General features: G+C 61.1%; 19 protein-coding genes. 10 read left to right on the top strand and 9 right to left on the bottom strand.

Annotated elements, in window-relative coordinates; genetic code table 11:
* Window position 1: 1 nt before the first annotated feature.
* Genes HYI44_RS18125 through pcaC form a run of 4 tightly spaced genes read left to right on the top strand, consistent with a single transcriptional unit; the run spans window position 2 to window position 3,922 of the window.
* Entirely contained in the window at window positions 2–1,306 is a 1,305-nt protein-coding gene (locus HYI44_RS18125; RefSeq protein WP_122837761.1) for an MFS family transporter, read from the top strand.
* A gap of 45 nt (window positions 1,307–1,351) precedes the next feature.
* Complete coding sequence (locus HYI44_RS18120) at window positions 1,352–2,716, top strand: 3-carboxy-cis,cis-muconate cycloisomerase (RefSeq protein ID WP_225570124.1); 1,365 nt, start codon at window positions 1,352–1,354, stop codon at window positions 2,714–2,716.
* Between the two features lie 11 nt (window positions 2,717–2,727).
* Complete coding sequence (pcaD, locus tag HYI44_RS18115; protein ID WP_225570123.1) at window positions 2,728–3,519, top strand: 3-oxoadipate enol-lactonase; 792 nt, start codon at window positions 2,728–2,730, stop codon at window positions 3,517–3,519.
* A gap of 10 nt (window positions 3,520–3,529) precedes the next feature.
* Window positions 3,530–3,922: a 4-carboxymuconolactone decarboxylase gene (pcaC, locus tag HYI44_RS18110; protein WP_045061037.1), complete on the top strand. Its 393-nt coding sequence runs from the start codon at window positions 3,530–3,532 to the stop codon at window positions 3,920–3,922.
* Between the two features lie 135 nt (window positions 3,923–4,057).
* On the opposite strand, the gene HYI44_RS18105 is transcribed toward pcaC, so the two are convergent.
* The 4 genes from HYI44_RS18105 to HYI44_RS18090 all read right to left on the bottom strand — a co-directional run bounded on the left by HYI44_RS18105 (window position 4,058) and on the right by HYI44_RS18090 (window position 11,474).
* Entirely contained in the window at window positions 4,058–5,317 is a 1,260-nt protein-coding gene (locus HYI44_RS18105) for an OprD family porin (protein ID WP_122837764.1), read from the bottom strand.
* 374 nt (window positions 5,318–5,691) lie between these two features.
* Window positions 5,692–7,152 carry an efflux RND transporter outer membrane subunit EmhC gene (emhC, locus tag HYI44_RS18100; RefSeq protein WP_225570122.1) on the bottom strand — a complete coding sequence of 487 codons (1,461 nt, stop codon included), beginning with the start codon at window positions 7,150–7,152 and terminating at the stop codon, window positions 5,692–5,694.
* Window positions 7,149–10,313 carry an efflux RND transporter permease subunit EmhB gene (gene emhB / locus HYI44_RS18095; RefSeq protein WP_122837766.1) on the bottom strand — a complete coding sequence of 1,055 codons (3,165 nt, stop codon included), beginning with the start codon at window positions 10,311–10,313 and terminating at the stop codon, window positions 7,149–7,151. Before emhB ends, emhC begins: the two co-directional genes overlap by 4 nt.
* Before the next feature lie 3 nt (window positions 10,314–10,316).
* The gene (locus tag HYI44_RS18090; protein WP_122837767.1) at window positions 10,317–11,474 is read right to left on the bottom strand and encodes an efflux RND transporter periplasmic adaptor subunit; all 1,158 of its coding nucleotides are present in this window, start codon (window positions 11,472–11,474) and stop codon (window positions 10,317–10,319) included.
* A gap of 264 nt (window positions 11,475–11,738) precedes the next feature.
* Here HYI44_RS18090 and emhR point away from each other — a divergent pair, with 264 nt between their 5' ends.
* Window positions 11,739–12,371: an efflux system transcriptional repressor EmhR gene (emhR, locus tag HYI44_RS18085; RefSeq protein ID WP_122837768.1), complete on the top strand. Its 633-nt coding sequence runs from the start codon at window positions 11,739–11,741 to the stop codon at window positions 12,369–12,371.
* A gap of 244 nt (window positions 12,372–12,615) precedes the next feature.
* Here emhR and HYI44_RS18080 read toward each other — a convergent pair whose 3' ends face one another.
* From HYI44_RS18080 to HYI44_RS18070, 3 genes are read right to left on the bottom strand one after another with little or no spacing between them, the layout of a single operon-like run.
* Window positions 12,616–13,665 carry an alkene reductase gene (locus HYI44_RS18080; RefSeq protein ID WP_122837769.1) on the bottom strand — a complete coding sequence of 350 codons (1,050 nt, stop codon included), beginning with the start codon at window positions 13,663–13,665 and terminating at the stop codon, window positions 12,616–12,618.
* A 22-nt stretch (window positions 13,666–13,687) separates the two neighbouring features.
* Window positions 13,688–14,854 (bottom strand): MFS transporter, encoded by a 1,167-nt coding sequence (locus tag HYI44_RS18075; RefSeq protein WP_045061032.1) that lies wholly within the window; start codon window positions 14,852–14,854, stop codon window positions 13,688–13,690.
* A gap of 33 nt (window positions 14,855–14,887) precedes the next feature.
* Entirely contained in the window at window positions 14,888–15,190 is a 303-nt protein-coding gene (locus tag HYI44_RS18070; RefSeq protein ID WP_225570121.1) for an ArsR/SmtB family transcription factor, read from the bottom strand.
* Window positions 15,191–15,361: 171 nt separating this feature from the next.
* On the opposite strand from HYI44_RS18070, the gene HYI44_RS18065 reads away from it, so the two are divergent.
* On the top strand, window positions 15,362–15,940 hold the full coding sequence (locus HYI44_RS18065) for an ACP phosphodiesterase (RefSeq protein ID WP_122838613.1): 579 nt from the start codon (window positions 15,362–15,364) through the stop codon (window positions 15,938–15,940).
* 119 nt (window positions 15,941–16,059) lie between these two features.
* On the opposite strand, the gene HYI44_RS18060 is transcribed toward HYI44_RS18065, so the two are convergent.
* Both HYI44_RS18060 and olsB read right to left on the bottom strand, forming a co-directional pair.
* Window positions 16,060–16,851 carry a lysophospholipid acyltransferase family protein gene (locus tag HYI44_RS18060; protein ID WP_122837771.1) on the bottom strand — a complete coding sequence of 264 codons (792 nt, stop codon included), beginning with the start codon at window positions 16,849–16,851 and terminating at the stop codon, window positions 16,060–16,062.
* Window positions 16,851–17,606, bottom strand: a complete 756-nt coding sequence (gene olsB / locus HYI44_RS18055; RefSeq protein WP_045061028.1) for an L-ornithine N(alpha)-acyltransferase — start codon at window positions 17,604–17,606, stop codon at window positions 16,851–16,853. The genes HYI44_RS18060 and olsB overlap by 1 nt, the downstream gene beginning before the upstream one ends.
* A gap of 154 nt (window positions 17,607–17,760) precedes the next feature.
* Here olsB and HYI44_RS18050 point away from each other — a divergent pair, with 154 nt between their 5' ends.
* The 4 genes from HYI44_RS18050 to HYI44_RS18035 all read left to right on the top strand — a co-directional run bounded on the left by HYI44_RS18050 (window position 17,761) and on the right by HYI44_RS18035 (window position 21,225).
* Complete coding sequence (locus tag HYI44_RS18050; RefSeq protein WP_225570120.1) at window positions 17,761–18,633, top strand: acyl-CoA dehydrogenase family protein; 873 nt, start codon at window positions 17,761–17,763, stop codon at window positions 18,631–18,633.
* 375 nt (window positions 18,634–19,008) lie between these two features.
* The gene (locus tag HYI44_RS18045; protein ID WP_225570119.1) at window positions 19,009–20,103 is read left to right on the top strand and encodes a serine hydrolase domain-containing protein; all 1,095 of its coding nucleotides are present in this window, start codon (window positions 19,009–19,011) and stop codon (window positions 20,101–20,103) included.
* Entirely contained in the window at window positions 20,100–20,429 is a 330-nt protein-coding gene (locus HYI44_RS18040) for an amidase (protein WP_225570118.1), read from the top strand. Before HYI44_RS18045 ends, HYI44_RS18040 begins: the two co-directional genes overlap by 4 nt.
* Window positions 20,430–20,634: 205 nt before the next feature.
* Entirely contained in the window at window positions 20,635–21,225 is a 591-nt protein-coding gene (locus tag HYI44_RS18035) for a YceI family protein (RefSeq protein WP_122837775.1), read from the top strand.
* Window positions 21,226–21,228 lie beyond the last annotated feature (3 nt).

Here is a 21,228-nt window from a genome sequence, read left to right as displayed (position 1 = left end):
AATGACAACCCCCACCGCTACTCCAGCGCACTACACCGGCGAAGAGCGTAAAAAACGAATCTTCGCAATTGTTGGCGCCTCGTCGGGCAACCTCGTTGAATGGTTCGACTTCTACGTCTACGCCTTCTGCGCCATCTACTTCGCCCCGGCGTTCTTCCCGTCCGACAACCCGACCGTGCAACTGGTCAACACCGCGGGCGTGTTCGCTGCCGGGTTCCTGATGCGGCCCATCGGCGGCTGGATCTTCGGTCGCGTCGCGGACAAGCACGGGCGCAAGAATTCGATGCTGATATCGATTCTGATGATGTGCTTCGGCTCCTTGCTCATTGCCTGCCTGCCGACCTACAAGGACATTGGCGTCTGGGCGCCGATCATGCTGCTGTTCGCCCGTTTGCTGCAGGGCCTGTCGGTTGGCGGCGAATACGGCACCACCGCTACCTACATGAGTGAAGTCGCTCTCAAGGGCCAGCGCGGATTCTTCGCCTCGTTCCAGTACGTGACGCTGATTGGCGGCCAGTTGCTCGCGGTGTCGCTGGTCGTGGTGCTGCAGCAATTTCTCACCGAGGATGACCTGCGTGCCTACGGCTGGCGGATCCCGTTCGTGGTGGGTGCGGTGGCGGCGCTGATTTCGCTTTTCCTGCGCCGTTCGTTGAAGGAAACCACCAGCAAGGAAATGCGCGAGAACAAGGACGCCGGCAGTATTCGTGCGCTGTTCCGTGATCATAAAGCGGCGTTTATCACCGTGCTGGGCTACACCGCCGGTGGTTCGCTGATTTTCTACACGTTTACCACGTACATGCAGAAATACCTGGTGAATACCGCCGGCATGCATGCCAAGACGGCCAGCTACATCATGACCGGCGCGCTGTTCCTGTACATGTGCATGCAGCCGCTGTTCGGCATGCTCGCGGACAAGATCGGCCGGCGCAACTCGATGCTCTGGTTCGGCGCCCTCGGGACCCTGTGCACCGTGCCGATCCTGCTCAGCCTGAAAAGTGTCAGCAGTCCTTTCCTGGCGTTTGTGTTGATTACCGTGGCACTGGCGATCGTGAGTTTCTACACCTCCATCAGTGGCTTGGTTAAAGCGGAGATGTTCCCGCCGGAAGTACGCGCATTAGGCGTGGGCCTGGCGTATGCGGTGGCGAATGCAATTTTCGGTGGTTCGGCCGAGTATGTGGCGTTGAGCCTCAAGGCCGTGGGCATGGAAAACTCTTTTTACTGGTACGTGACGGTGATGATGGCGGTGGCGTTCCTGTTCAGCCTGCGCCTGCCGAAACAGGCGAAATACCTGCACCACGACCTTTGATATTTACCCGTGGGCCTGAACGGCCCACGCTTGCAGGGAAAGTTTATGAACGAGCGACCGGGCAATCAGTTGTTCGATGCCTATTTCACTGCCCGCGATATGCGCGACGTGTTCTGCGATCAGGGGCGCGTCCAGGCAATGCTCGACTTCGAGGCGGCGCTGGCTCGGGCCGAGGCAACTGTCGGCCTGATCCCGCAGACCGCTGTGGCGCCGATCCAGGCGGCTTGCCGGGCCGGACTCTACGACTTTGCAACGCTCGGCGAGGCCATCGCCACGGCGGGTAACTCGGCGATCCCACTGGTTAAAGCCCTGGGCAAACAGATCGCGGCGACCGATGCCGACGCCGAACGTTATGTGCATCTTGGCGCAACCAGCCAGGACGTGATGGACACCGGCCTGGTGCTGCAACTGCGTCGGGCGTTGGAGCTGATCGAATGCGACCTGGCACAGCTGGGCGCGACCCTCTCGACTCAGGCCGAACGCTATGTTGCCACGCCGTTGGCTGGCCGGACCTGGCTGCAACACGCCACGCCCGTCACTCTGGGCATGAAAATCGCCGGTTGGCTGGGGGCGGTGACCCGCAGCCGTCAACGCCTGCAAGAACTCAAGCCGCGCCTGCTGGTGCTGCAATTTGGTGGTGCCTCCGGAACCCTGGCTGCTCTCGGCGACCAAGCGTTGCCGATTGCCCAGGCGCTGGCCAAGGAACTGCAACTGGGCTTGCCGGATCAACCCTGGCACACCCAGCGAGATCGCCTGGTGGAGTTCGGTTCCGTGCTGGGGTTGATCGCCGGCAGCCTGGGCAAGTTGGGGCGCGATGTCAGTCTGCTGATGCAGACTGAAGCCGGGGAGGTTTTCGAGCCCTCGGCACCCGGTAAAGGCGGCTCCTCGACCATGCCGCACAAGCGCAATCCGGTGGGCGCCGCAGTGCTCATCGGTGCGGCGACGCGGGTGCCCGGCCTGATCTCGACCCTGTTCAGTGCAATGCCGCAAGAGCACGAGCGCAGCCTGGGCTTGTGGCATGCCGAATGGGAAACCCTGCCAGAGATTTGTTGCCTGGTGTCCGGCAGCCTGAAGCAGGCGCTGCTGATGGCGGCCGGCCTTGAAGTGGACGCCGAACGCATGACCCGCAACCTCGACCTGACCCAGGGGCTGGTGCTCGCCGAAGCCGTGAGCATTGTCCTTGCCCAGCGGGTGGGACGTGATACCGCGCACCATGTGCTGGAGCAATGCTGCAAACGTGCTGTCGCCCAGCAACGGCACCTGCGCGCAGTACTCGGCGAAGAGCCGCAAGTCACTGCCCAGCTGTCTGGCGCTGAACTGGATCATCTGTTGGACCCTGCCCACTACCTCGGTCAGGCCCGAACCTGGGTCGAGCGAGCGGTGGCTGAACATTCTGCATTAACTGCCTGAAGGAGATTGCTGTGGCTTTTGTACAACTCGCCGAGGGCGAACTGCATTACCAACTCGACGGACCGCAGGATGCGCCGGTGCTGGTGCTCTCCAACTCGTTGGGCACCGACCTGCACATGTGGGACGCGCAGATGGCCGCGTTCACCGAGCACTTCCGGGTACTGCGGTTCGATACCCGAGGTCACGGGAAATCCCTGGTGACGCCGGGCCCGTACAGCATTGAGCAACTGGGGCACGACGTCCTGGCGCTGCTCGATGCCCTGAACATCGAGCGCGCGCATTTTTGTGGCCTGTCCATGGGCGGTTTGATCGGCCAGTGGTTAGGGATCAATGCCGGTGATCGCCTGCTCAAGCTGGTGGTGTGCAACACCGCAGCGAAAATCGGTGATCCGTCGGTGTGGAACCCGCGCATTGAAACCGTCCTGCGTGATGGTGCAGCGGCCATGGTCGCCCTGCGGGATGCGTCGATTGCGCGCTGGTTCACCCCGGACTTCGCCACGGCCAATCCTGCTGTCGCCAGCCGCATTACCGACATGCTCGCAGCCACTTCGCCTGAAGGTTATGCCGCCAATTGCGCAGCTGTGCGTGATGCCGATTTCCGTGATCAACTGGGCTCGATCAAGGTGCCGCTGCTGGTCATTGCAGGCTCTGGAGATGCGGTCACGCCGCCAGCGGGTAGTCACTTCATCCAGGAGCACGTGGCCGGTGCCGAATACGCCGAGTTCCATGCCGCCCACCTGTCAAACGTCCAGGCCGGCACAGCGTTCAGCGAGCGCGTCGTGGCGTTCCTGTCAGCTCGATAAGGGGAATTTCGTGGACGAACAACAACGTTACGATGAGGGGCTGAAAGTTCGCCGTGCGGTTCTCGGCGACGCCCATGTCGATCGCAGCCTGAACGCCCTGACCGAGTTCAACTCGGAGTTCCAGGAAATGATTACGCGCCATGCCTGGGGCGACATCTGGACCCGCCCAGGCCTGCCACGTCATACCCGCAGCCTGATTACCATCGCGATGCTGATCGGCATGAATCGCAATGAAGAACTCAAATTGCACCTGCGCGCAGCCGCCAATAACGGGGTGAGCCGTGGCGAGATCAAGGAAGTGATCATGCAGAGCGCGATCTACTGCGGCATCCCGGCCGCCAATGCGACTTTCCACCTGGCCGAGTCAGTGTGGGATGAGTTGGGCGTTGAGTCCCGGGAGTGATTTTTGTGATTTTTGTTGCCTGAACTGACGCCATCGCGGGCAAGCCCGCTCCCACAAGGTTTTGTGCCATTCCCCAAACATACGCAAGACATAAACCTGTGGGAGCGGGCTTGCCCGCGATGACGCTGGTGAGGCTTACAACAGGCTGATCGGGTAGCTGACGATCAGCCGGTTCTCATCGAACTCGTTATTGCTGTAGTCCCGGCGCATGGTCGAATTGCGCCATCTGACGTTCAAGTCCTTCAGCGCACCGCTCTGCACGGTGTAGCCCAGTTCGCTTTCGCGACCCCATTCCTTGCCATCAGTGATCGTGCCGGTGTGGACGTTGCTGCCGCTGATGTAGCGGTTCATCAAGGTCAACCCGGGCATACCGACGGCGACGAAGTTGTAGTCGTGGCGCAGTTGCCAGGATTTCTCCCGGGCATTGTCGTAACTCGAGTTGTAACTGTCGTTGGCCAGCGTACCGCCGCTGGTACCGTTGACCCGCATCCAGGCGCTATCGCCGGTGAGTTTCTGCAGGCCCAGGTAGAAAGTATGGCCGCCATACTTCGCCGAGAACAAGCCGGACCAGGTCTTGTTGTCCAGCTCGCCAGCGCGAGCGCTACCGTCGTCATTGCCGTAGAAAAATCCGAGGTTGGCGCCCAGTGTCCAGTCGCCCAGGGGCTGGCTGTGGATCACATTGACGAACTGCTGGCTGTAGATGTCCTTCAACTCGGCGTTCCACAGCGCAAGCTGGGTGCGTTTATCGTTAAACACATATTCGCCGCCCTGGAAGTTGAATCTGTCCGAGGTGAAAGACGGCTTCCCGGTCATCGACATGTCGATCATGCTGCTGTCGTCGCGCGGACTATTGGCGCGGAACTGCCCACCGTACAGCGTCAGCCCAGCCAACTCCCTGGAAGTGATCTGGCCGCCCCTGAAGGTTTGCGGCAGGGATCGGCCGTCGTCCGAACGCAGGACCGGCAGCACGGGCATCCATTCGCCGACTTTGACTTCGGTTTGCGACAGCTTCGCCTTGAACGCCACGTTCGTGCGACCGAAGTTATCAGCGGGGCGGCCGTCTTGATCCAGGGGTAGCAGCTGAGTCCCGCCGGTGCCCTTGCCGCCATCGAGCTTCACCGAGTACAGCCCCAGCACATCCATGCCAAACCCGACGGTGCCTTGGGTGAACCCGGATTTCGCATCCAGGATAAAGCTCTGCGTCCACTCTTCAGCCTTGCCCTGGGTCTTGGTCGGGTTGGTAAAATTACGGTTGATGTAGAAATTGCGCAGGTTCAGGTTGACCTTGGCGCCTTCGACGAAACCCGATTCCTCGGCGGACGCGGTGCCAGCTGCGGCGGCCAGGGCAACGGCGATCAGGCTGGGATATAAGTAGTGCGCAGTGGAAGGCGTCATGGGTAGGGGGTCTCTCTATTTATTGGGGATGCAACGGGGAATGCCGCAACCTGAGGCTGCAGTTGAAGATGCGTATCGGGGAGGTAGAGAAACGGTTTCAGCCGGACAGGGCAGGGCGCTGGGACATGGTCGAACCTGGAGGTTATTGGTTTTGTGGAGCGAATGGTGCGCGGAATGTACTAGATAGTTCAATCTGTGACTGAGAGTTTTGGGCGATTATCGAACGATAAAGAATCAAAAGATCGCAGCCTTCGGCAGCTCCTACAGGTGTGCGCGAATGCCTGTAGGAGCTGCCGAAGGCTGCGATCTGTTGATCTTGAAGCCCAACAAAAAGCCCACCTGTCAGGTGGGCTTCGATATTGCGACAAGCGCTATCAGAACAGCTTTAGCTTAGGCGCTTCTTCTTTGACCGGCTCGTTTTGCGCGGTTTGCGCATTCCAGCCACCACCCAGTGCCTTGTACAGATTAACTGCGCTGACCAGCTGGGCCAGACGATCGGTGATCAGTACCTGCTGGGCGCTGAACAACTGGCGCTGGGCATCGAGGAAGGTCAGGTTGCTGTCGACGCCAATACGATAACGACGCTTGGCCAGACGGTAGTAGTCCTGGTTGGCGGTGACGAAATCACGCTGTGCCTGCAGCTGCTGGGTGTAGGTCTGGCGCGCTGCCAGGCCGTCGGCGACTTCCTGGAACGCCGTTTGAATGGACTTCTCGTAGTTCGCCACGCCAATGTCTTTCTGGATTTTCGAGTAATCCAGGCTGGCACGCAGGCTGCCGGCGTTGAAGATCGGCAGGTTGATCTGCGGCTGGAACAACCAGGTGCCCGAGCCGCCCTTGAACAGGCCGGACAGGTCCGGGCTCAGGGAACCGGCATTGGCTGTCAGGCTGATACTCGGGAAGAACGCAGCCCGCGCGGCGCCGATGTTGGCGTTGGCGGCCTTGAGGTTGCGCTCGGCCTGGAGGATGTCCGGGCGCCGTTGCAGCAAGTCCGACGGCAGGCCTGGCGGTACATCGCTCAGCAAGTCGTCAGCCAGGGGCCGGGTGGGCTGCAGGTTCGCCGGCAGGCCGGTACCGAGCAGCAGCACCAGGCTGTTTTCATCCTGCGCGACCTGGCGGGTGTACTTGGCCAGTTGCGCCCGGGCGTTTTCAACCGAGGTGCGCGACTGCGCCAGGTCCAGTGCCGAGGCGACGCCCACCTCGTTGCTGCGCGAAGTGAGCTTGTAGCTCTCCTCGAACGCACCAAGGGTGTCCTGGGTCAGCTTGAGCAGTTCCTTGTCGGCTTGCCAGGTCAGGTAGGCGTTGGCCACGTTGGCCACCAGGCTGATCTGCGTGCTGCGACGGCCTTCTTCAGTGGCGAAGTACTGTTGCAGGGCTTCTTCGCTCAGGCTGCGAACACGACCGAACAGGTCGAGTTCGTAAGCGCTGATGCCGACCGTAGCCGAGTAGGAACTGGTGATCCCTGCCTCGCCGGTTTGCGAAGCGTTGGCCGGAACGCGCTGGCGGCTGCCAGTGCCATTGGCCGACACCGCCGGGAACAGGTCCGCACGCTGGATGCGGTACTGCGCGGCAAAGGCGTCGATGTTCAACGCGGCGACTCGCAGGTCACGGTTGTTTTCCAGAGCCACCTGGATCAGCTGTTGCAGGACCGGGTCATGGAAAAACTGCTTCCAGCCCTGTTCAGCAGCGGCCTGACCTGGCGCCTGGGCCGGCGAATAAGCCGGCCCTTGCGGGTACTGGCTCGCCACCGGTGCTTCAGGCTGCTGATAATCGGGTATCAGCGAGCAGCCACCAAGTACGAACGCGGCGACTGCCAGGGAGAGTAGCGACTTGCTCATTGGCCAGCCTCTTTAGGAGTTTCAGTAGTGTCATCCGGGTCGGTTTTTTTGCGCTGACCAATGGAGGACACGGTAACGAAGAACAGTGGTACCCAGAAAATCGCCAGGACCGTGGCCGTGATCATACCGCCAATAACGCCTGTACCGATGGCATGTTGGCTACCTGAGCCGGCACCAGTGGAAATCGCCAGGGGCACTACGCCCAGGACAAAGGCCAGCGAGGTCATGATGATCGGGCGCAAACGCATGCGGCACGCTTCGATCGCAGCCTCTCGCAGGCTCTTGCCCTGCTCGTGCAGTTCCTTGGCGAATTCAACGATCAGGATGGCGTTTTTCGCCGCCAGGCCGATAGTCGTCAACAGGCCCACCTGGAAGTAAACGTCGTTGGACAGCCCGCGCAGACTGGTCGCCAGCAGTGCCCCGATGATCCCCAAAGGTACTACCAGCATCACCGCAATCGGAATCGACCAGCTTTCGTACAGAGCCGCCAGGCACAGGAACACCATCAGCAGCGATAACGCGTACAGCGCCGGAGCCTGCGAGCCGGACAGGCGTTCCTCGTACGACAGGCCGGTCCAGGAAATCCCTACACCCGCCGGGAGTTTCTTCGCCAGCGCTTCGACTTCAGCCATGGCCTCACCGGTGGAATAACCCGGCGCCGGGGCTCCGAGAATTTCCATCGCCTCTACACCGTTATAACGCGACAGCTTAGGTGCGCCGTAGATCCACTGGCCCTTGGCAAAGGCCGAGAACGGCACCATGGTTCCTTCGGAGTTACGTACGTACCATTTCTTGATGTCTTCGGGGCTCATCCGCGAATCAGGCTGGCCTTGCACGTACACCTTCTTCACCCGACCGCGGTCGATGAAGTCGTTGACGTAGCTACTGCCCAAGGCAATCGACAGGGTGGTGTTGATGTCGCTGAGCGTGAGGCCCAAGGCACTGGCCTTCTCGTCATCGATTTCCAGCTGGTATTGCGGTTCGTCGTTCAGGCCGTTGGGACGTACCTGCGACAGCACCTTGCTCTGCGCGGCCATGCCGAGGAACTGGTTGCGCGCTTCCATCAGTTTTTCGTGGCCGATGCCGGCACGGTCCTGGAGGAATACGTCAAAGCCCGTGGCGTTACCCAGCTCCAGTACCGCAGGTGGCGCGAAGGCGAACACCATGGCGTCACGGAACGAGAAGAAATGCTTTTGGGCCCGGGCGGCCAGGTTGAATACGCTGTTATCGGCGTTTCGCTCGCCCCAGGGTTTGAGCATGATAAAGGCCAAGCCCGAACTCTGGCCGCGACCGGCGAAGTTGAAGCCGTTCACGGTAAACACCGAGGCCACCGCATCGCCTTCGCCGCCGTCCTTGGATGGCCGCAGCAGGAATTCGCGCATTTCGTCGATCACCACCTGGGTTCGCTGGGCGCTGGAGCCGGCCGGGGTCTGCACCTGGGCGAAGAGTACGCCCTGGTCTTCTTCCGGAAGGAACGCCGTCGGAATGCGGGTGAACAACCAGATCATGCCGACCACGATGATCACGTAGGCCAGCAGGTAAGGGGCCTTGTGCGTGAGCATGTTGCCAACGCCGCGCTCGTAGCTTTTGACGCCGCGGTCGAAACTGCGGTTGAACCAGCCAAAGAAGCCGCGTTTCGGGGTGCCATGTTCGCCTTTCGGAATCGCCTTGAGCATGGTTGCGCAAAGCGCCGGCGTGAAGATCAGGGCAACCAGTACCGACAGGGCCATGGCCGAGACGATGGTGATCGAGAATTGCTTGTAGATCACCCCGGTAGAACCGCTGAAGAACGCCATTGGCAGCAGTACTGCCGAGAGCACCAGGGCGATACCCACCAGTGCACCCTGGATCTGCCCCATGGATTTCTTGGTGGCCTCTTTGGGTGACAGGCCTTCTTCACTCATGACCCGTTCGACGTTTTCCACCACAACGATGGCATCGTCCACCAGCAAGCCGATGGCCAGCACCATGCCGAACATGGTCAGGGTGTTGATGCTGAAACCGAACGCCGCGAGAATCCCGAAGGTACCCAGCAGTACCACCGGCACCGTCATCGTGGTGATGACCGTGGCGCGGAAATTCTGCAGGAACAGGAACATCACCAGGAACACCAGCACGATCGCTTCGACCAGGGTTTCAACCACACCCTTGATCGATTCGGTCACCACTGGCGTGGTGTCGTACGGGAACACCACTTCCATTCCTTGCGGGAAGAAGGGCTTGAGCGTTTCGATGGTGTTACGCAGTGCCTTGGCGGTATCGAGGGCGTTGGCACCGTTGGCCAGTTTCACCGCCAGGCCGGAAGCCGGTGCGCCGTTGAACTGAGCGTTGATGCTGTAGTTCTCACCGCCCAGACCCACATCCGCGACATCGGACAGACGCACTTGCGAGCCGTCCTTGTTGACCTTGAGCAGGATCTTGTTGAACTGCTCGGCGGTCTGCAGGCGGGTTTTGCCGATGATGGTAGCGTTCAGCTGCTGGTCAGGTGCAGCAGGCAAGCCGCCCAGTTGGCCGGAGGACACCTGGATGTTCTGCGCCGCGATAGCCGCCTTGACGTCTACCGGGGTCAGGTTGAAGTTGTTCAACTTGGCCGGATCGAGCCAGACGCGCATGGCGTACTGGGAACCGAAGACCTGGAAGTCACCGACACCGGCGGTCCGCGAGATCGGATCCTGCATGTTGGACACGATGTAGTTGGACAGGTCGTCCTTGGTCATGCTGCCGTCACGCGACACCACACCGATGACCAACAGGAAGTTTTTCACCGCCTTGGTTACGCGGATCCCCTGTTGCTGCACTTCTTGCGGCAGCAGCGGGGTGGCCAGGTTCAGCTTGTTCTGCACCTGGACCTGGGCGGTATCGGAGTTGGTACCCTGCTCGAAGGTCGCGGTAATGGTCATGCTGCCGTCGGAGTTACTTTCCGAGGAGACATAACGCAGGTTATCGATACCGTTGAGCTGTTGCTCGATCACCTGGACCACGGTGTCCTGCACGGTTTGTGCGGACGCGCCTGGGTAGGTTACCTGGATCGCAATGGCCGGTGGCGCAATGCTCGGGTATTGGTTGATCGGGAGTTTGAGGATCGAGAGTGCCCCGACCAGCATGATCACCAGGGCAATTACCCAGGCGAAAATCGGACGGTCGATAAAAAATCTGGACATGGGTTACTCCCCTTTGCCGCTGGAGGCCTTGTCAGCTGCCTGTGCGGGGACCGGGTTCTTGGTGCCTACGTTAGTCGCTTCAGTGGCTTTGACTTCGACACCAGGTTTGACGTACTGCAGCCCTTCGGTGATCAGTCGATCGCCGGCTTTCAGGCCGTCTTCGATCAGCCACTGGCTGCCCACGGTGCGACTGGCCTTGAGCTGGCGCAGCTCGACCTTGTTGTCCGGGCCCACGACCAGTGCCGTTGGCGCGCCCTTGAGGTCGCGAGTCACGCCTTGCTGGGGGGCCAGGATCGCTGCGCTGTTCACACCGGCCTGCAGCTGGGCGTGAACGAACATGCCGGGCAGCAGGGTGTGGTCAGGGTTGGGGAACACGGCGCGCAAGGTCACCGAACCGGTGGTCTGGTCTACCGAGACTTCGGAGAACTCGAGTTTACCGTCCAGCTTGTACTGGCTGCCGTCTTCAAGGGTCAGCTTGACCGCCGCGGCGGTATCACCGGCCTTTTGCAGGCGCCCGCTTTCCAGTTCGCGGCGCAGTTCCAGCAGCTCCACGGACGACTGGGTCACGTCGACATAGATCGGATCGAGTTGCTGGATCACCGCCATGGCGTCGGTCTGGCCGCTGGTGACCAGGGCACCTTCGGTCACGTTGGAGCGACCGATGCGACCGCTGATAGGCGCGTAGACCTTGGTGTAGCGCACATTGATCTGGGCAGTCTGCACCGAAGCTTCCGCCTGCATGCGGTTGGCCAGCGCCGTGTCGTATTCCTGACGGCTCACGGCCTGCTCTTTCACCAGCAGCTTGTAGCGGTCGGAAATCGACTTGGTCTGCTGCAGGTTGGCTTCGGCGCTTTTCAGCGTGGCTTCATAGACGGCCGGATCGATCTGGTACAGCTGCTGGCCGGCCTTGACGTCGCCGCCTTCCTTGAACAGGCGCTTGAGAATGATGCCGTTGACCTGCGGGCGGACTTCGGCAATGCGGAACGCACTGGTACGACCCGGAAGCTCGGAAGTCAGGGTGAACGATTGTGGCTGCAGCGTCACGACGCCGACCTGAGGGGGTGGTGGGGCGGGGGCCGCCTCTTCCTTTTTACATCCGCTGAGCAGCGATGCAAGGGCGACGGCAGTGACCAGAGCGGTAACAGCTGGCTTGAATTGCATGAAAATCCTCGGGTCAGGCGCGCTAAGTGCGCACTAGAAAGTATGAAAGGTAAAAAATGTGCGCTGAGTGGATAAGTAGCTTGCTAAGGAATATACTTACGTTCATGGTTGTTTGTAAATACCTTTGGCGTTGTACTCATCCCGTTACAAATGCTCCGCGAAGGTTTGAATTGTAGGCCGCAGACGAGTCCCAAGAGCGCTCGCTGCAATTTTATTCAGTGGATGTTCAGACTGCTGAAGCATCCTGATCGAGGTTGTACTGCCATGGTCCGTCGTACCAAAGAGGAAGCCCAGGAAACCCGCAGCCAGATACTCGAAGCGGCAGAAAAAGCCTTCTACGAGCGGGGTGTGGCGCGCACGACACTGGCCGATATCGCGACCCTGGCCGGCGTCACTCGCGGGGCCATCTACTGGCATTTCAGCAACAAGGCCGATGTGGTGCAGGCGATGCTCGATAGCTTGCACGAACCACTGGATGACATGGCCAAGGCCAGCGAGAGCGAGGACGAACCCGACCCCCTGGGCTGCATGCGCAAGCTGCTGATTCATTTGTTTCATCAGATTGCCCTGGACCCGAAAACCCGGCGTCTCAATGAGATCCTGTTTCACAAGTGCGAATTCACCGATGAAATGTGCGACCTGCGCCAGCAGCGTCAGGCCGCCAGCCTGGACTGCAACGTGCGGATCGGCCTCGCCTTGCGTAACGCAGTCAACCGTGGGCAATTGCCGGCAGACCTCGACACCGTCCGTGCCGCCATCAGCCTGCATGCCTACATTGACGGCATTCTGTATCAGTGGCTGCTGGCACCGGACAGCTTTGAGCTGCACGCCGAGGCCGAGCGCTGGGCCGATACAGGGTTGGATATGCTGCGCTTCAGTCCCAGCTTGCGCAAATGAAACAAAATGCGTAAGCAGCAGCGATGTCAAGGGACGAGCGCCGCAGACTGCTTTATATACGTAGAGCCGCCAGGTGGACAGGTAGCGGGCTACGTATTTTGTAGGAGATTTGTGTCAATTGATCTAGCGGGTCTAGCCGTCAGCGCGCCAATACCCTCACTGCTTGAAGGTCAAGACACCAGTAATACAAAGCCCCGGCTCTTTCGAGACGAGGCTTTGTTGTAGTGCGTGTTGCTGTTCGGTTTTAGAGCACGGGATAGTCGATGTAGCCCACTGGACCCTTTGCGTAGAACAGTTCCGGACGCGGCTCGTTCAACGGCGCATCAGCCTTCAACCGGGCCGGCAGGTCCGGGTTGGCAATGAACGGCACCCCGAAGGCTACTGCGTCAGCCTTGCCAGCCGCCAGCCAGGCGTTGGCGCTGTCTTTGCTGAAACGTTCATTGGCGATATACGGACCGCCGAACGCTTCTTTCAGTTGCGGCCCGAGGCTGTCGGCGCCTTCTTTTTCCCGGGAACAGATGAACGCGATACCACGTTTGCCCAGCTCTCGGGCGACGTAGGTGAAAGTCTCCGCCAGGTTGTCATCGCCCATGTCGTGGGAGTCGGCGCGAGGCGCCAGGTGCACGCCAACTCGGCCGGCGCCCCAGACTTCAATGGCGGCGTCGGTCACTTCCAGCAACAGGCGGGCGCGGTTTTCCAGAGAGCCACCGTAGTGGTCGGTGCGCTGGTTGGTGCTGCTTTGCAGGAACTGGTCAAGCAGGTAGCCGTTGGCGCCGTGGATTTCCACGCCGTCGAAGCCGGCGGCCTTGGCGTTTTCGGCACCCGTGCGGTAGGCGTCGACGATGTCGGCGATTTCAGCGGTTTCCAGGGCGCGTGGGGTCGGGTAGTCGGCCAGAGGGCGCACCAGGCTGACGTGGCCTTTTGGTTGAATGGCGCTGGGTGCGACAGGCAGTTCACCGTTCAGGTACGACTCGTGAGAAACCCGGCCGACGTGCCACAGTTGCAGGAAGATCTTGCCGCCTGCGCCGTGGATGGCCTTGGTTACGTTGCTCCAGCCGCGTACCTGATCGTTGGACCAGATACCCGGGGTGTCCGGGTAGCCAACACCCATCGGCGTGACCGAGGTGGCCTCGCTGAGGATCAGGCCAGCCGAGGCCCGTTGTACGTAGTACTCGGCCATGAGCGCATTCGGCACCCGGCCTTCGTCGGCGCGGCAGCGGGTCAAAGGCGCCATGATGATGCGGTTGGCGAGTTCGACGTCGCCCAGTTTGATTGGATCGAAAATAGTCGTCATGAAATACAAGCCTCGTGGGAGATCAATGGGTAGCAGGGGCCAGTTCGGCATTGCCGCTCTGGCGGAAAGTAATCAGCGTCACCAACAGGGCAAGGACTGCCAGGGCAGCGGCCGCCAATGGCACGCGGGTCAGGCCGAAGCCGTGGGCGATAACGCTGCCGCCGACCCAGGCGCCCAGCGCGTTGCCGACGTTGAACGCGCCGATGTTCAGGGTCGACACCAGGTTCGGTGCCGCCTTGCCGAAAGTCACCACGTTGATCTGCAACGCCGGGACGGCGGCGAACGAGGCGGTGGCCCAGAGGAACAGGGTGATTTCGGTCGGGATCAGCGCCACGCTGGTCCAGGTCAGCACGGTGGAGACCACGGCCATCGAGATGAAAACGCCAATCAGGGTCGCTGCCAGTCGCTTGTCCGCCAGCTTGCCGCCGATGATGTTGCCCACGGTAAGGCCCAGGCCAATCAACAGCAGGGTCCAGGTAACGCCTTTGGGCGAGACGCCGGTAACGTCACCGAGCAGCGGCGCGACATAGGTGAACAAGGTGAACATCGAGGCGGCGAATAGCGCGGTCATGCTCAGGGACAACCAGATGCCGGCGCCCTTGAGTGCCCGCAATTCGGCGCGCATGTCGAGTTTCTCTTCATCGCGCTTGGCGGGCAGGAACCGAATCAGGCCGATCAGCGCAATCACGCCAATGACGGTCACTGCCCAGAAGGTCGAGCGCCAGCCGGCTTCCTGGCCGAGGGCAGTACCCAGTGGTACGCCGAGGACGTTGGCCAGGGTCAGGCCAGTGAACATCAGGGCCACCGCGGATGCGCGCTTGTTAGCCGGAACCAGGCCTGCCGCCACCACCGAGCCGATGCCGAAGAAGGCGCCGTGGCACAGCGCCGTCACTACACGGGCAAACATCAGTACGTTGTAGTCACTGGCCAGCGCGCAAAGCAGATTGCCGATGATGAAAATGCCCATCAACGCTACCAGGGCGGCCTTGCGCGGCAATTTGGCGGTGGCCAGTGCCATGAACGGCGCACCGATGGCCACGCCCAGTGCGTAACCCGTCACCAGCCAGCCGGCGCCAGGAATCGACACGCCGAGGTCGGCCGCCACATCGGGCAACAGGCCCATGATGACGAACTCGGTGGTGCCGATGGCGAAGGCGCTCAAGGCCAGGATGAGGAGCGAGAGTGGCATGTTGATTCCTTGTGGGCTGGCTGACTGGAAGGGTCAGAGCTCTTGACTGAAGGTGCTGAGGAATTCCTGGATGGTTTCCTCGTTGCGTTTGAAAAAATGCCATTGCCCGACTTTGCGGCTGCTGATCAGGCCGGCGCGTTGCAGGGTGGCCAGGTGCGCGGAAACTGTGGATTGCGACAGGCCGCAGCGTTGATCGATCTGTCCGGCGCAGACTCCGTGTTCGTTGCTGTGGGTCTGGTCGGGGAATTCGACGGTCGGGTCTTTCAACCAGTGCAGGATTTCTCGCCGGACTGGGTGTGCCAGGGCTTTTATTATTTCGTCGAGATTGATAGGCATGGTATGGGCTCGTGATGAGTAAAACGCTATATCGCGATGAGGCGAACTTTAAATCGCTATTTCGCGATACACAAATATGATTTTGGTCTGATGACCGCATAATTCGCTATATCGAGTTATAACGATACGTTGACTGTAACGGTTCGGGTGCGCAGTGCTAAGCTGGGCGACATGAATTATCTCGCACATCTGCACCTCGGTGGCCAGCGCCCCGGTCAACTGCTCGGCAGCCTGTATGGCGATTTCGTCAAAGGGCGGCTGCAGGGGCAGTTTGATCCGGAGGTCGAGGCGGCCATCCAGTTGCATCGCAGTATTGACGTGTTTACCGACCGGCATCCGTTGGTCGATGTTTCGTTGTCGCGTTTTTCCCTGACTCGCCGGCGTTACGCCGGGATCGTCCTCGATGTGTTTTTCGATCACTGCCTGGCGCGGGACTGGGGCCTGTATGCCGAGCAGCCGCTGGAACTGTTCACTTCGGATGTGTACCGGGTGCTGGCCAGTGAGCGGCAACTGCCGGAACGCCTGGCGAGGATTGCGCCGCACATGATGGCCAATGACTGGTTGGGGTCTTATCGCCAGTTCGATGTGCTGGAGCAGGTACTGCGCGGGATTTCACGGCGGCTGACCCGGCCAGAGGAGCTGGCCGGGGCGATGCAGGAATTGCGGGTGCTGTATGAGCCGCTTAGCGAGGATTTCCGGTTGTTCTACCCTCAGCTTCAGCGCTTTGTGCAGAACCATCCAGCAAAATAGACCTTGGGGAGACCCTGCTCGCGATTGCGGTCTGTCATCCAACAGAGTTGTCGACTGATACACCGCTATCGCGAGCAGCGCTCGCTCCCACAGGAGATTTGTTGTTTCGGTGAATGGTGTCAGGCAGCTATAGCAGGGCGCATCGGCCTTTGCTGCTGTTCCGGAATCGCCCCAAACAATGCCTTCTGCACCGCCTGCTGCGCATCGAACGCCAGCGCCGCGCGTTCCCGGCCTTCACAAGCGATTGGCTTGAGCAGATGAATTTCCACATCACCGCGCTCATTGCCGAACAGGCGCATCAGGTGCGACAGCAAGTCATCGTCGCCAACAAAAGGCGCCAGCGAATCCAGCTCACCCCCGCGCAGATAACGAATCGCCACCGGTTGCAGCTTCACCTGGGAATCAATCGCCGCGGATAGCAGGCGACCATGGAAGGTGCGCAGCGAGCGGCCATCGGTGGTGGTGCCTTCCGGGAACATCAACAGGGGATGGGCCTGCTGCAGATGACGGGCCATCTGCTTGCGGATCAACTGGCTGTCGCCCGAACCACGGCGAATGAACAGGCTGCCGGCCTTGGCCGCCAGCCAGCCCGCCACCGGCCAGGTGCGCACCTCGGCCTTGGACAGGAACGACAGCGGGGTGAGCATGCCCAGCAGCGGAATGTCGGTCCAGGACACGTGATTGCTGACCCAGAGCATCGGCTGCTGCGGCAGTTCGCCGTGGACGGTCACACGAAAGGGCAGGGCATTGGCCAGGCGTGCCATGAAGAAACGCGACCAGCGCTGGCGGCGCGCCATGGAGTGCGCGATCCCCAGGCGCTCGAACAACCCGAACACGCCAGCCATGCTCAACCCCAGCGTTACCACCACCAGCACTCGTGCGATTCGCGCGTACACCCGCAACCGGCTCATCACATGGCCGCCTTGAAGTGCTTGGCGTAACGCGGGCAGAGTTCATCGCGCTTGAGCAGGATAAATACGTCGGCCACCTGGAAGTCTTCATCCCAGCATGGCTCGCCGCAAATCTTCGCGCCCAGGCGCATGTACGCCTTGAGCAGCGGTGGCATTTCGGCGATGACGTTGGACGGAATGGCCAGTGCCGGCAGCGGTTTTTTCGGCTCGGCACGCAGGTGTTCGGTGCACAGGTAGCGCTCGCGCAGGCGCTGCATGATCGCATGGGCCTGGATTCCGCCATCCTGCATCGGGATGCTGGCACAGCCCATCAGGTAGCTGTAGCCGCCCTGGTTCAACACTTCGGCCAGCTCACCCCAGAGCACGGCGATGGTGCCGCCGTTGCGATAGGCGGGGTCGACGCAGGTGCGCCCGATTTCCAGAATCGGGCCCTGCAAGTGGACCAGGCCATGCAGGCTGAACTCCTCTTCGCTGTAGAACCTGCCCAGGCTGCTCGCGGCCTGGTGGTCAAGCAGGCGGGTAGTCGCCACCAGGCGGCCGGTGTTCAGGTCGCGCACCCCGATGTGGGCGCAGTGAACGTCGTAGTCATCCATGTCCAGACCCCACTCCGCGCCCTTCAGCTTGGCGTTGAATTCGCCGCTGAACACGTTGAAGCGCAGAGCCTGGGCTTCCTGCAGCGCGTCGGCACCTACCAGGCGTTCGGCTTGCAGGCGACGTTCATTGCCGGTGTCGCGGATGTGGGCGATCTGGGTCATGGCGAATCTCCGTGCGGGCTGGTCACCCGTCTTGGGTGGCAGTCGATCGACTTTCTTTATGCAGCCGTGTTGTGCAAAGTCAGGCTATGTAGCCCCGGTGTCATCGCCATGAAGCTTTGGTGATGCTTGTATGACAGCCCTTGAGGAGCCTTCAATGCCTTGGCAGAACCTGTTGAAACGTTGTGATCGAGTGCCGGCCAGTGCAGACCTGGCGGAAGGCTTTGCCAATCTTTTGCAGCAACTGGGGAGTGTCACGCCCTTCGAGCTGGCAGTGGCGGGCGGGCGATTGATGGCGACGCCGGGGCTGGCATTTCTGGTGGGGTATCAGGCTGCGTTACGCATGCTCTGGCCAAGCGCGCCGCTGAGCCTGGGCGCCATGTGTGCGACCGAGCAGCGCAGCCTGCGGGTGGCGGACATGCAGACTCGCCTGGGCGATCTACGCCTGAGTGGCCGCAAGGATTTCGTCACTGCGGGCAATGCCGCTGACTGGCTGCTGGTCGCCGCGCGTAGCGAGCAGCCCGGCGAAGCGCCTCGCCTGAGCCTGGCGGTGGTGTATCCAGGCGAGCCCGGAGTACGCCTGGAGCACCTGCCGTCGATCCCGTTGATGCCGGATATCAGCCACTGTCGGCTGTATCTGGAGAACGCCCAATGCGAATTGCTGGCCGGAGACGGTTGGGACGCCTACGTCAAACCGTTCCGCACCCTGGAAGATATCTATGTGCTGAGCGCAATGACCGCCTGGCTTTACGGTATAGGGCAGGACATTGACTGGCCACGGTCCCTGCAACTGCGCTTGCTGGCGTTGCTCGCCGGATGTGCGGAAGTCAGCCGCCAGGCGCCGAACAATCCGGCAGGGCATGTGCTGCTGGGCGGTTTGTTCGCCCAGTTCGATGGGCTCAAGGTCGAGATCGGCCTGGCGCTGGCGGATGGGCCGCCGCACTGGGCGGCGATGTGGCAGCGCGATCAGGCGGTGATGGATCTGGCAGCGGTGGCGCGGGGCAAGCGGTTGGCCAAGGCATTGGCGTGAGCTGCGCTGGATTGAATGGCGCCATCGCGGGCAAGCCTTGCTCCTACAGGGATTTGCAGTGCACACGCGACTCTTGCGCGACGTAGGAGCTGCCAAGTGAAACGAGGCTGCGATCTTTTGATCTTGCTGGTGGCTAAACCAGGTCAAAAGATCGCAGCCTCGTTTCACTCGTCAGCTCCTACCGTCTGGTCTGCCCCCCAAAAGTGATAATTGATGTCTAACATTTTGAGGCAGACCAGTCAGCGGTGTGGCCACTGACCTGTGGGAGCAAGGCTTGCCGCGATGGCGTCTCCAAGGTCCCACCCAACTTAAAACTGTAATTAGCTTCAACTAGGCTCAACAGGTTCAACAGGTTCAACCTCCCGAGCCCTCACCATGTCCAAAGGTTTGTCCCTGTGTTTCCTGGTGATGCTCAGTGTCTGCGCCCGTGCCGAAACCTGGCCCGGGGAGCAGTGGTCCAGCGGCCCGAGCCTGAGCGGGCCAACGCTGCAAGCCCTGGAGGCCTACGCATTCGCGCCCCGTAATGACAACACCCGGGCAGGTATACGCACCGATGCCTTGCTGGTGATCCGCGACGGCCAATTGCTTTACGAACGCTACTGCGCACCGACCACTGCCGACACGCCGCACCTGACCTGGTCGATCAGCAAAAGCCTCATGGCCACGGTCCTCGGCGTGGCCTATGGCGAAGGCCTGTTCAAGCTTTCGGACCCGGTGCTGAAGTTCTATCCGGCGCTGGGAAAGCATCCGGCCATCAGCATGGCTGACCTGCTGCACTGGGCCTCCGGCCTGGACTGGCAGGAAGACTACGAGTACGCCCCGTTGAAGTCCTCGGTGGTGGCGATGCTGTATACCCGCGGTCATTCGAATATGGCCGCGTTCACCGCCTCCCATGACGCGTACGCCGAGCCCGGCCAGGTGTTTCGCTATTCCAGTGGCGACAGTAATCTGCTGTCCGCCGCGCTGAAAACCATCGTCGGGCCGGCGCGTTATCCGGACTATCCATGGACCGCCTTGTTCGAGCCGCTGGGCATCCGCGACGCGACCTGGGAGGCCGACGCCAGTGGCACTTTCGTCGCATCCTCCTATGCCTACCTCACCGCCCGCGATCTGGCACGTATCGGTTTGCTGATGGAACGCGGCGGGCGCTGGGGCGAGCGGCAATTGCTGCCCAAAGACTGGGTTGCCTTCAATCGCGAGCCCTTCACGCGGTACAAGGCCCACCAGGACGCCACGGTGCCGGGCGGACAATGGTGGCTTAACCGCTCCGTCGAGGGTGCCGCGCGACCCTGGCCCGATGCACCTGCCGATACTTTCGCAGCACTCGGCCATTGGGGGCAGGCGCTGTACGTGATCCCCAGCGAAAACCTCGTGATCGTGCGCTATGGTGATGATCGCGATGGCAGCTATAACCACAACACATTACTCAGGCTGGTGCGCCGGGCAGTCGCCGGACAGGTGCAGCCGTGATTCGCCGCAGCTTTGTACGCCGCCGTCCTCTCACCACGCTGTGGTTGATTGTGCTTTTCGCCCTGCTTGGCTGGGTGTGGCAGGAGCGGGTGGCGCTGTGGGCGTTTCCTGACATCATCAGCGCCTACACGGCGAAGGAATATTGCTCGTGCCGTTACGTGATGAACAACCCCGCCGAGTATTGCCACCGCTATGTGAAGCAGTGGCTGCCGACCAGCGGTTTCGCGGATGACTCCGCCAGCAAGACCGTCTCCGTCAGTGGCTTGGGTCGTAGCAGCAGCGCGCAGTGGCTCGGCGCGCGTCAGGGCTGTCGCCTGATGCCCTGAAACCGGTAGCAACTGGAGAAACCCTGCAGGAGTGAGCCTGCTCGCGATTGCGATCTGGCATCCACTGCCAATGCTGGATGTGAAACCGCCATCGCGAGCAGGCTCGCTCCCACAGGATTTCGACTACGATGTTTCGACGCCACAGTTTGCAATGCGCTCAGGGGCGGTTAAGGTTCGCTCAGGTTTATCTGCCCCACGAGTCTTTATGTTCAAGCGGTCCCTTTGCAAAACTCTCGCCTTTCTGTTGCTGGCCGGCGCTACTGCGTCGGCGCAGGCCAACTGGTACCTCGATGGCGAGTCGTCGCGGCTGTCGTTTATCAGCACCAAGAACGCCAACATTTCCGAAGTGCAGCGCTTCCTCGTGCTGCACGGCAAGGTCAGCCCCAAAGGCCTGGCGGAGGTCGAAGTCGAGCTGGACTCGGTGAACAGTGGTATTCCATTGCGCGACGAACGCATGCGCAAGGAGCTGTTCGACACCAAGACCTTCCCCGAAGCCCTGATCACTACGCAAATTGACCTGGGCCCGATCAATGATCTCGCCTCCGGTGCCCAGCTCGAGTTGCGCCTGCCGGTGACCGTTAACCTGCATGGCAAGACCCACGAATACAACGCCGAGCTGTTGGCGACTCGTCTTGATGACCGGCGATTTCAGGTAGTGACGCTGGAGCCGCTGGTGATCAACGCGGCGGACTTCGACCTGGCGCCGGGGCTGGAAAGCTTGCGCAAGGTCGCCGGCCTATCGGCGATCAGCCTGTCGGTACCGGTGGGTGCGGTACTGATCTTCACGGCGCGCTGACTG

Source organism: Pseudomonas sp. Y24-6 (assembly GCF_020295325.1).
GTDB classification, from domain to species: Bacteria; Pseudomonadota; Gammaproteobacteria; order Pseudomonadales; family Pseudomonadaceae; genus Aquipseudomonas; species Aquipseudomonas gregormendelii.
Note: the sequence above shows the minus strand (reverse complement) of the source record. Positions and strands in the feature narration are given on the sequence as shown.

Excerpts from the sequence above, each read along its gene's own strand:
- HYI44_RS18125 (WP_122837761.1), top strand. The coding sequence starts at position 2 with ATGACAACCCCCACCGCTACTCCAGCGCACTACACCGGCGAAGAGCGT.
- HYI44_RS18105 (WP_122837764.1), bottom strand. The coding sequence starts at position 5,317 with ATGACGCCTTCCACTGCGCACTACTTATATCCCAGCCTGATCGCCGTT.
- emhB (WP_122837766.1), bottom strand. The coding sequence starts at position 10,313 with ATGTCCAGATTTTTTATCGACCGTCCGATTTTCGCCTGGGTAATTGCC.
- HYI44_RS18050 (WP_225570120.1), top strand. The coding sequence starts at position 17,761 with ATGCCTTGGCAGAACCTGTTGAAACGTTGTGATCGAGTGCCGGCCAGT.
- HYI44_RS18090 (WP_122837767.1), bottom strand. The coding sequence starts at position 11,474 with ATGCAATTCAAGCCAGCTGTTACCGCTCTGGTCACTGCCGTCGCCCTT.
- emhR (WP_122837768.1), top strand. The coding sequence starts at position 11,739 with ATGGTCCGTCGTACCAAAGAGGAAGCCCAGGAAACCCGCAGCCAGATA.
- emhC (WP_225570122.1), bottom strand. The coding sequence starts at position 7,152 with ATGAGCAAGTCGCTACTCTCCCTGGCAGTCGCCGCGTTCGTACTTGGT.
- HYI44_RS18080 (WP_122837769.1), bottom strand. The coding sequence starts at position 13,665 with ATGACGACTATTTTCGATCCAATCAAACTGGGCGACGTCGAACTCGCC.
- HYI44_RS18065 (WP_122838613.1), top strand. The coding sequence starts at position 15,362 with ATGAATTATCTCGCACATCTGCACCTCGGTGGCCAGCGCCCCGGTCAA.
- HYI44_RS18070 (WP_225570121.1), bottom strand. The coding sequence starts at position 15,190 with ATGCCTATCAATCTCGACGAAATAATAAAAGCCCTGGCACACCCAGTC.
- HYI44_RS18060 (WP_122837771.1), bottom strand. The coding sequence starts at position 16,851 with ATGAGCCGGTTGCGGGTGTACGCGCGAATCGCACGAGTGCTGGTGGTG.
- HYI44_RS18075 (WP_045061032.1), bottom strand. The coding sequence starts at position 14,854 with ATGCCACTCTCGCTCCTCATCCTGGCCTTGAGCGCCTTCGCCATCGGC.
- olsB (WP_045061028.1), bottom strand. The coding sequence starts at position 17,606 with ATGACCCAGATCGCCCACATCCGCGACACCGGCAATGAACGTCGCCTG.
- HYI44_RS18045 (WP_225570119.1), top strand. The coding sequence starts at position 19,009 with ATGTCCAAAGGTTTGTCCCTGTGTTTCCTGGTGATGCTCAGTGTCTGC.
- HYI44_RS18035 (WP_122837775.1), top strand. The coding sequence starts at position 20,635 with ATGTTCAAGCGGTCCCTTTGCAAAACTCTCGCCTTTCTGTTGCTGGCC.
- HYI44_RS18120 (WP_225570124.1), top strand. The coding sequence starts at position 1,352 with ATGAACGAGCGACCGGGCAATCAGTTGTTCGATGCCTATTTCACTGCC.